General features: G+C 40.8%; 6 protein-coding genes. 1 reads left to right on the top strand and 5 read right to left on the bottom strand.

Annotated elements, in window-relative coordinates; translation table 11 throughout:
• The 3 genes from HWQ40_RS12640 to HWQ40_RS12630 form a co-directional block, all read right to left on the bottom strand.
• Entirely contained in the window at positions 1-279 is a 279-nt protein-coding gene (locus HWQ40_RS12640) for a hypothetical protein (protein ID WP_292778199.1), read from the bottom strand.
• 135 nt (positions 280-414) lie between these two features.
• On the bottom strand, positions 415-3,039 hold the full coding sequence (locus HWQ40_RS12635) for a PAS domain S-box protein (protein WP_292778198.1): 2,625 nt from the start codon (positions 3,037-3,039) through the stop codon (positions 415-417).
• A 307-nt stretch (positions 3,040-3,346) separates the two neighbouring features.
• Entirely contained in the window at positions 3,347-4,045 is a 699-nt protein-coding gene (locus HWQ40_RS12630) for a rhomboid family intramembrane serine protease (protein WP_292778196.1), read from the bottom strand.
• Positions 4,046-4,222: 177 nt separating this feature from the next.
• Here HWQ40_RS12630 and HWQ40_RS12625 point away from each other — a divergent pair, with 177 nt between their 5' ends.
• The gene (locus tag HWQ40_RS12625) at positions 4,223-6,352 is read left to right on the top strand and encodes a serine/threonine-protein kinase (protein ID WP_292778194.1); all 2,130 of its coding nucleotides are present in this window, start codon (positions 4,223-4,225) and stop codon (positions 6,350-6,352) included.
• A 611-nt stretch (positions 6,353-6,963) separates the two neighbouring features.
• On the opposite strand, the gene HWQ40_RS12620 is transcribed toward HWQ40_RS12625, so the two are convergent.
• Positions 6,964-8,013 (bottom strand): Type 1 glutamine amidotransferase-like domain-containing protein, encoded by a 1,050-nt coding sequence (locus HWQ40_RS12620; RefSeq protein ID WP_292778192.1) that lies wholly within the window; start codon positions 8,011-8,013, stop codon positions 6,964-6,966.
• Between the two features lie 468 nt (positions 8,014-8,481).
• Positions 8,482-9,669, bottom strand: coding sequence for a glycosyltransferase family 4 protein (locus HWQ40_RS12615; RefSeq protein WP_292778190.1), 1,188 nt, complete (start codon positions 9,667-9,669; stop codon positions 8,482-8,484).
• Positions 9,670-9,931: the final 262 nt, after the last annotated feature.

The following is a 9,931-nucleotide window of genomic DNA, read 5'->3' as shown; positions in this document are numbered from 1 at the left end:
TTATATTAAACATCGCCTCAATAACGGCACACCGTGAGGCGATCGCCCTCGTTGCAGATGGAAGTGCGATCGCGTTCTGGAATAGCGGTGGCTGACACTTTTAGACGAACCGTCGCTGTAGAAGAAGGTAGCAACGGCAAATTCTTGCATCGGCTGACAATGCGATTGTTTTGGCTGACAATGCGATTGGTCTTTCAAGACGCGATAAATCGCGTCTCTACAATCTGGGTTTTGTTGTTCATTCTGAACTGTATGTATTGTCGCAAAATTTGCCCTCATCCCCCAACCCCTTCTCCCAATATTGAGAGAAGTAGAGTCAATCTCAAAGTCCCTCTCCCAAGCTTGGGAGAGGGATTTAGGGTGAGGGCTTTTGATTCATGCAAAAAGTCTATTACTTCAAAAACGGATCTAGTATCAACTTGGTTCAATCAAATCAGCGATCGCTTTCACCAATGCATCTGGATCTACTGGTTTGGAAATATGCATTTGAAATCCTGCGGCTAATGCTTGCTGCTGATTCATTTCCCCTGCATAAGCCGTCAGAGCGATCGCTGGTACGTTTCCTCCTTGTTGGGGCGATCGCGATCGCACTTCACGCATCAGCATATAACCGTCTGTTTTTGGCATTCCAATATCGCTAATTAAAACATCTGGTATTGACTCAGACAGTACTTGTAGTGCTTCCTGTGCTGATGATACGGCGGTTACTTGCACACCGTAGTCTTGCAAAATAAAGGTAATTAAGTCCCGAATATCTAGTTCATCGTCCACTACCAAAACTTGAGTGTTCGCAAGTAGCGAGGATTCAGGGTCAGAATATGAAGACTGATTCTCTTCACCCCGAACCTGTTCGCTTCTGAGCAAAAGCGGTAACTCGACAGTGAAGGTTGCACCCAATCCTTCTCCAAGACTTTCGGCTTGAACATTTCCCCCATGCATTTCTACAACCCTACGCACGATCGCTAGTCCTAAACCTAGTCCACCAAATGTTCGTGTAGTTGTGCCATCAGCTTGGCGAAAGTAATCGAACACATAAGGCAAAAAGTCTAGGCTAATTCCCTTACCTGTATCACTGACCTGAATTTGAGCCTGATTACCAGCTTCCATGAGTCGAATTTCTACCCGTCCTCCTGTTGGTGTAAATTTTACCGCATTAGAAAGCAAGTTCCACACAACTTGTTGCAGCCGATTTGGGTCGCCCATTACTTGTCCCAAATTGGGATCAAATACGGTCTGAATTTGAATCGACTTGGCTTGTGCTGCTAGTTTTACTGTTTCTAGTGCTGCTTCAACTACCATTACCAAGCTAACTGGACAGATATTCAAGTTTAATTTTCCTTGAAGGATGCGCGACACATCCAACAAATCTTCAATTAGCTGGGTTTGTAACTTAGCGTTGCGTTCAATGGTTTCTAAGGCGTGGTGAGTAGTTTTTTCATCAAACTTGCGAGTCCGCAGCATTTTCGACCATCCCAGAACGGAGTTGAGTGGGGTTCGTAGTTCATGGGAGAGAACCGCCAGAAATTCATCTTTAACTTTGTTGGCGATTTCTGCTTGTTGTCGTGCTGTCCTTTCGCAGTCGAGTAGGCGATCGCATTCTTTTTCAGCTAATTTGCGATCGGTTATGTCCAGTACAAAAGCAACACCATGTTCTTGGGAGTCATTTAGCAGGGCCATCCCCAAAACAATTGGTACTCGCTTGCCGTTGCGGTGGATGTATTCTTTCTCGTAAATTTTAGAAACTCCAGCGGTTTGCACCTCCAAAAGGGCGCGATCATCTAAATGCTGATACTCAACAGGAGTAAGTTCTCTCCAATTAATTCTACCTAAAGTAGCAAACTCATCACGAGTGTAGCCAGCTAGTTGCAGAAAGGCATCATTGGCATCAAGGATGAAACCATCCACAGTCCAAAAAGCAACCCCAATCAGATTAGATTCAAACAAACGCCGAAATCGCGCTTCACTTTCACGTAAAATTTTTTCTGCCCGTTTGTGTTCAGTAATATCACGAGCAACAGTGATTACGCCTTCAATAGTTTGGTTTAAATTCCGTAATGGTGTGAGGATGTATTCATAATAATGCAACCCATCGGCGCTAACATATTTACACTCATCTTTTATCGGCTGCCCAGTTTTCATCACAGCAAGTAGTTGATTATCTACTTGCGTTATTAGGTCTGCGGGTAAATCCATTTCTGACAAACTTTTGCCGACAATATCTTGGGGCTTTAAACCTAGTAAAGTTGCTCCATCACGGCTGACATACTGATAACAACCTTGGCGATTAAATATATAAATGTGATCGACTGAGGCGGTAAGGATAGCATTTAAAATATTTGCCTGTTCATGGACTTGTGTTGTGAGTTCACGAGTACTTTCTTTTGCCTGCTTACACACAGTAGTTTCCATACAAACGCCGATCATTCGCACCGCTTGCCCTTGAGCGTTATAGATAAATTTTCCGTTGGCAGAAATCCAATGTGTACTTTGGTCTGAGCGAACTATACGAAATTCATCATTGTAGTCAGTCTTTTGTGCCAAAGCGTGAGTGATCGCTTGCATTACAGATTGGCTATCTTCAGGATGAACGCACTTTTGAAACGTCTCATAAGGACTATCAAAACTACTTGGAAATAGACCAAAAAGCAGTTCATAATTTTCTGACCAGATGACTTGATTGGTAACAATATTCCAATCCCACAAGCCCATCTCGGATACATCTAGAACTAGCCTTAGCCGTTCTTCACTCTCTCTAAAAACTACTTCTAACTGCTGTCGCTCTGCAATTTCTTGTTGAAGTTGCTGTAAAATTACTGCTACATCTGTTGGCAGATTGAGATGTACAGATGTTTCCTTAACTTTAATATGGGAATTTTGTAATTTTACTGGCAGCTTTCTTTTTAGTTCTGTTAATTGTTCCTCAAGCGCTGTTTGCCTTTGTTGATAAAATATCTCTGATTGCTCTAACTCAGCTACACGCTGCCGCAAAACCGCTAATTCATTAGTGAGTTGAAAGTTATTTTTATCAACATTTCGCATATTCTACACCACTAATATTGAACAATATGGACTTGAAGAGTAGGTATACCTAGTTCGATCTATGTATTTCTCAGCTGTTAAATGTAATCTATCAAAAGGTACATAAAAAATATTGCATTCATCATTTACTTACTTATTGATTTATGAAGCAAAAATAATAGTTTATAGATTTCAGCCAAAAGGTATATATGAGTTTGAATGACTGTAGGGTAAGCACTGGCAAAAATCTCAAAATTGAGCTTTTCGACATTAGTCAGTCAATAGTGCCCAACCTACAAAAATAAATAAGTAGAGAACTAAATAAAGTTTATCTCTTCAATCTGATGAAAGCTGCACCAATTAATAATCCCACAACCTGCCCTAAGAACACAACACCCGATTGATTTACGCCAACAGGAGGAATATTTAAATTACCAATACCATAAAATAGTTGTTGTAAAAACCACCAAAATATATAGAAAAAGGCTGGTAGCTGGATGGGGATATACAAGATTATTAGTGGCAAAATAGTGTCAATTTTAGCTTTAGGAAACTTCATAATGTATGCTCCTAAAATAGCTGCGATCGCACCATTTGCCCCAATCAATGGAACTGTCAAACTCGGTTCAACCAGAATTTGTATTACACCTGTCATCACGCCAGCAGCCAGATAAAATCCTAGATAGCGTCTGTGTCCCAGAAGATTTTCTACAGTTTTCCCAAAAACCCACAAAAATAGTAGATTTCCTAATATTTGACTAAAACTGCCGTGCATAAATATGCCAGAAAATAGAGTAAATACCCGCCAAATGACAACTATCCAAGCAGCAGAGTTGAAAAATAGAGCATTGGTAACTGCTCCACTAATCTGTGCTGGAATCATACCCCAAGTATTGACAAAATAGCCTAATTGACCGCTAAACTCTAGTTGAAGTTCCCATAAAAATACAGCCAGGTTAATGCCAATCAACCAGTAATTAATAATTGGCTTACTTCGACAACGAATATTATCACTAATAGGAATCATATTAATTCGTAATTCGTAATGACGCTCGATGACTCGCTACCGCTACGCTAACGTAATTCGTAATTAAGGACACACAAAATATTCTTATCTGCTCCTCTGCTCCTCTGCTCCCTCACTCCCCCTTAACCTGTGGCAAGATTGAAATCAGATCGCATCGCACTTAACTAGGCAAACGAGATGCTAGGAAACACACTTGTAGGAAGATACCAAATTATTAGTAACTTGGGAGGTGGGGGATTTGGTGAAACTTTTGTGGCTTGTGATACCCAATTACCTGGTTCACCTCTATGTGTTGTTAAGAAACTCAAACCCCAGGCAAGCGATCCGGTAACTTTGGAAACAGCTAGGCGTTTATTTGATACGGAAGCACAAGTTTTGTATAAATTAGGAACTCACGATCGCATTCCCCAACTTTTAGCTTACTTTGAGGAAAATGCCGAATTCTATCTTGTACAGGAATTGATCGAAGGTCATGACTTGAGCCAAGAATTAACATCAGGTAAAATCCTCAGTCAAGAAGAAGTTATTTCACTTTTACAAGAACTTTTGACAATCTTAGAATTTGTCCATCAACAGAATGTAATTCATCGTGATGTCAATCCCCACAATATCCTCAGACGCCAACCAGATGGCAAATTAATTTTAATTGATTTTGGTGCAGTCAAACAAATTGCTACTCAAGTTATTACTCCTCAAGGTCAAACTCTCGCAACAGTAGCTATCGGTACGCCTGGATATATTCCTGGCGAACAAGCTCATGGTACGCCAAAATTAAGCAGTGATATCTATGCTGCGGGAATAATTGCTATTCAAGCTCTCACTGGATTATCACCAGAGGAAATAGTAAAGGATGCTGATACTAATGAAATTATCTGGCATGATAAAGCCACGGTAACACCAGAATTTGCTCAATTCTTAGATAAAATGGTGTGCTACGACTTTCGACAACGCTATCCTTCGGCAACGGTGGCATTACAAGCGCTGAAGGAGGTAACACGACCACCTGTTCAAACAATAGCGTTAACTCCTCTTTCCCCACCAAAAAATATCAACAAACCTGAACCAAAAAAAGGTATATTGGGTAAAATTTTGCTAACAATATTTTTCCTTGCTGTTGGCGGAGTAGCATCAATATTTATTTGGAATAATATTAATTCAAATAATGCCATAGAATTATCTAAACAAGGAAATACGTTTTTTGATTTGCAACGCTATCAAGACGCGCTAGAAGTATATGAAAAAGCTGTTAATCTCAGACCAGATTATGCTCAAGGTTGGAATGGTCAAGGCAAAACGCTAAATAAATTAAGAAAATACAAAGAAGCATTAGTGGCGTATGACAAAGCAATTCAAATTCAGCCAGATTATTTAGATGCTTGGATTGGACGTGGTACTGTATTGGGAAATTTACAGCGATATCAAGAAGCGATCGCCTCTTTTGACAAAGCCTTAGAATTAAATAATGACAACTCAGAAGTCTGGAATGCTAAGGGTGAAGCCTTCAGTAATTTAAACCAATATGACCAGGCGATTAAGTCTTATGAAAAGGCGATTGAACTCAAACCAGATAATTATGAAGCTTGGTATAAAAAAGGATTAGCTTTGCAGAATTCTAGGCAATATGAAGAAGCGATCGCAGCCTATCAAAAAGTCGTTGATTTAAAACCAGACTACGAGCAAGCCTGGTATAATCTAGGAAATGCACTAGTCAATTTAAAACGCTATCAAGATGCATTTACAGCTTATGATAAATCAGTGCAATATCAGCCAGATTATTACCAAGCTTGGTTATCTAGAGGTAATATACTGCTGAATTTACGACGTTATCCAGAAGCGATTGAATCTTTTAATCAAGTAATTAAGTACAGTCCCAGAAACTATCAAGCCTGGTATAATTTGGGATGGTCGCTGCATCAAAACCAACGCTATGAAGAAGCAATAAAATCTTATAATAAAGCGGCAACGATTAAGCAAAATGACTATCAACTCTGGTATAATTTAGGAAATTCACAATACATATTGCAGAAATACGAAGATGCGATCGCGTCTTATAATAAGGCAGTTCGTTATAAACCAGACCATTCCGAAAGCTGGTTTAGTAGAGGCAATGCTCTATTAAATTTGAAACGGTATCAGGATGCGATCGTTTCTTACGATCAAGCAATAAAATACAAGCCTAATTACCAACAAGCAATAGACGGCCGCAATCAAGCCCAAATTCAATTGCAAGGCGAAAAAGCAAAACCTGTAATCGTACCAATTCTTCCATTTCCTAATTCCACCAATCCACCGCAGACGACACCCTAAACAACCTATCAAATTCACAGGTTAGGATTGAATCATCTCCGCTAAATTGCCATAATAAAAGAACCTTAAAGAGCTTATAGCTAAAGCTACAGGCTTCCCTCTCTTAATAGGCTCTGGTGTACACACAAGTAATTCCCTAAAAATTAGTTCCCTCCCCGATGCTTTGGCTATGGTGTACACACATCTTGGTAATGAAACCCAAACCCTGGACTTACCCCCCTTAATCCCCCCAAGACATCGCAGGGCTGTTTCATTCGATCTCTTAGAGATTTTGTCAAGAGTATGAGTCAGAAATTTGCTTGAGTGGGAAAAACAAAAACTACCACCTCAATCGGTAAATTTAAGTGTGATCGCCATTTTCTTGCACAATCAGATTTTTTAGTCACCTGATTTTTTTGCTTGAAACGCTTGTAAATCAGTGCCTTTTAGGGAATGAAACAGCCCTCCCCTTGGCAAGGGGGGAAATTCCGGTTCTCCCCCAAGGCATCGGGGGAGTTAGAGGGGATTAGGGGCAGGGAGACAAAGCGTAGCTTTGGCGGGGTGGGGTGATTCGGGTTTAATAAATAATCAAGCCGACATGATATCAAACAGCCCTGCCCATCATTCCCCACTCAATAGGGATTTGAATCAATCCGTCCCCTTTTGACACTCCTGAGATAGTACCCAGAAGTTGGTCTGTTTCTTAAGTTGAAGGTGTCGCCACTACGAACTTTCCAAATTTTGTAATTGGAAAAGGTCAAAGGCTTTCGAGGTTCGCATACTTCCGGCAGATGATTGCCAAGTACAAAGTATACCGCACCCCTACCCATAACTTTCACCAAACCATTTTTATCCACAAGAACCGATGTACTTTCACTAACCGCTATACCTAAAACACTGCTAGATACACCATCCTTAATTTGACGGGCAATGAAAGTCATAATTCGACCCATTCTTTCCCGTCTGTCAAAATGTGTATCTACGATAGTTCCCTTCAAATTACTCCAATTGAAAAAGTTGTAAGTAAAAGTAATGTCTCGGTAGGGATCTTCGAGTGCGTCTCTAGTTTCAATGCCTTTTTCGGAAGAAGCGCAAGCATCATAGACACAATCACTTTGGATCATTGCACCCGCACTAGTGCCACCAATACCACCTCCCTTAAGGTAAACTGACTTAACGGCAGCCTCAAGCTTGGTATCTTTCCAGTTGCGGATGTATCGACATTGATCCCCGCCAGCAAAGAAAACTACATCAGCATTTCGGATTTTTTCATAAATCTCAGCTTTGTTTGCCTCTTGTCTATCCCTAACCAGAAGAGTTTCCACAAAATTTACACCCTTCATGGCATAAATTAGCCGATTGTAATCGTGATTACCATTAGTGCGGAGAACTACAACATTAACTTTAGTACCGGAGTTACTACCTCCTCTAACTTGGTTAATCATCCACTGGATAGCACCATCGACATCGGGGCCTCCCCCACCCAAACTCAGGACTGGGCCCGCTAAGGAGGGACGGACATCAAAGGAGGGAGAGGTGGAGGGGCGAACATCAACAGTATCACCCAGGAAGAAGCGTTTCCAGCTTGCAATAAAACGGGTTATTAGGAAGGTTCCCATCTTCAACAACTTGATTCCTGTACTTTTCAAGCGCCTTGCTATGCTTGGGAATGCCTTTGTCATACTAAACTTCTAGAGCAAACTGCAATTATTGCTAGGCTGTGACGCATTTTAATTGCTTATTTATTCGTGAAGTTTGTCCTTTGTCATTAGTCATTTATCAGTTGTTGTGAATAACCAATTGACTTAGGACAGTCTTAACGAAAAATGTGCAATTTAGACGCGCACTAGCTTAACTGTGGCACTAGATAGGGTAGAATTTCCAGCGTACAGGGCTTGTACTGTTTGTTAACGCAAAATAAGGCAGAGTGATTATTAATTCTCTGCGCTACTGTGCGAAAATCTCTACATTGCTTGTAGCGTTTAATTCTAGCCAGATGAAATTTAAAATAGATTAGGTATTGTTTGTCACTGTCCAGATGCTTCCGTAGTTGCTGGGAATAGTTACCCAATATGTTGATTAAGGATTTATGCAAGTTCAAATAAAATTTTAGATCCCCGACTTCTTCAAGAAATCGGGAATCTTTTATATTACCACAGTATTTGCGATCGCTCTTGTACAACTTGCTGATATACTTGCTCGGTTTGCTTGGCTAGTTTCGGCCAGCTAAAGCGTCGCTCTAAATCCTCATAAGCGTTATCCACCAGCCATTGGCGATAACCTGGATTTTTCAACACTTCCAAAATTCCCCAAGCTAAAGAATCGGGATTGTTCACCCAAGTTACAATACCTGTTTTGGTATGTTGCACCACTTCTGGAAAACCACCAGTATCAGAAACTACTACAGGTACACGTGAGGCAAAGCTTTCTAAAGCGACAATTCCAAAGGGTTCGTAAAGACTTGGAAAAACGGCACAGTCAGCGACAGTTTGAAATTTATCTAAGTATTCATCGGAGAGAAAACCGGTAAAATAGCAATGATGCCAAATTCCTAAATCCCAGGCTTGGCGCTTGAGATGGTCAGTATTACCGCCACCAACGATTACAAATTTCACGTTACCTCCCATTTGGGAAAGAATTTTGGGTGCAGCATTGAGCAATATAGGTACACCTTTTTCATAGGTCATGCGACCGAGGTAGTAAACGATTTTCTCTTCGTCTGCGGCAAATTGGCGGCGAAAATCCAGAGCATGAAAATCTATGTGATGTTGTTTCTTTTCGGCTCGGATGCCGTTATAAATGACATCGATTTTGTTCCAAGGACTGTAGAGCGCTCGTTCTACTTCTTGGCGCATATAGTCGCTACAAACAATAATCCGCCAAGCGTTGTAAGCTAGCAAGGTTTCTTTGCCATTTATATAACCTTGGATAGCTGTATGAATACCGTTATAGCGTCCGTATTCAGTAGCGTGAATTGTGCCAATTAGTGGTATTTTAAAATTATGCTTAAGAGCGATCGCAGCATCTCCGACTAACCAATCATGGGCATGAATTAAATCAAAGGGCCCTTCTTCTAAAATCAACTTACCACCGTGATCTCCCATACTCAGGTTGAGATTGACTACCCAGTGGAAAAAGTCGTTACTATATGCCACTGGCACTCGATGTATCTTTACTCCCTCAACAACCTCATACATCGACGCGTGACCAAACTCAGCTGTAATCAGGTGAATTTCATGTCCTAGCTTTACCAGTTCCGGGTACAACTCCGCCACATGTCGCGCAATTCCCCCAATAATCCTTGGTGGAAACTCCCAACTCAGTACCAGTATCTTCATCTACTAGACTCCCTGACACTTTATAAATATCTAACAAACTACATTTACCTAAAAATACAAGTCTGACCAATGCAGTGAGTACTTTTACTAAAATTTTTAGATTTTTTAACAGTATACTTCTTGCATGAATCAAAAGCCCTCACCCTAAATCCCTCTCCCAAGCTTGGGAGAGGGACTTTGAATTTAGCTCCCCTTCTCCCAATTTTGGGAAAAGGGGTTGGGGGATGAGGGCGAATTTTGCATTTGTGCAAGAGGTCTAGTG

This window comes from Nostoc sp. NMS9 (genome assembly GCF_017114995.1).
GTDB lineage: Bacteria > Cyanobacteriota > Cyanobacteriia > Cyanobacteriales > Nostocaceae > Nostoc.
The sequence above is the reverse complement of the archived record's forward strand: the minus strand, read 5'-3'. Positions and strand labels throughout refer to the sequence as shown.

Bases quoted from the DNA above. Each gene is read 5' to 3' on its own strand.
- HWQ40_RS12640 (WP_292778199.1), bottom strand. From the start codon at position 279: ATGAGGGCAAATTTTGCGACAATACATACAGTTCAGAATGAACAACAA.
- HWQ40_RS12635 (WP_292778198.1), bottom strand. From the start codon at position 3,039: ATGCGAAATGTTGATAAAAATAACTTTCAACTCACTAATGAATTAGCG.
- HWQ40_RS12630 (WP_292778196.1), bottom strand. From the start codon at position 4,045: ATGATTCCTATTAGTGATAATATTCGTTGTCGAAGTAAGCCAATTATT.
- HWQ40_RS12625 (WP_292778194.1), top strand. From the start codon at position 4,223: ATGCTAGGAAACACACTTGTAGGAAGATACCAAATTATTAGTAACTTG.
- HWQ40_RS12620 (WP_292778192.1), bottom strand. From the start codon at position 8,013: ATGACAAAGGCATTCCCAAGCATAGCAAGGCGCTTGAAAAGTACAGGA.
- HWQ40_RS12615 (WP_292778190.1), bottom strand. From the start codon at position 9,669: ATGAAGATACTGGTACTGAGTTGGGAGTTTCCACCAAGGATTATTGGG.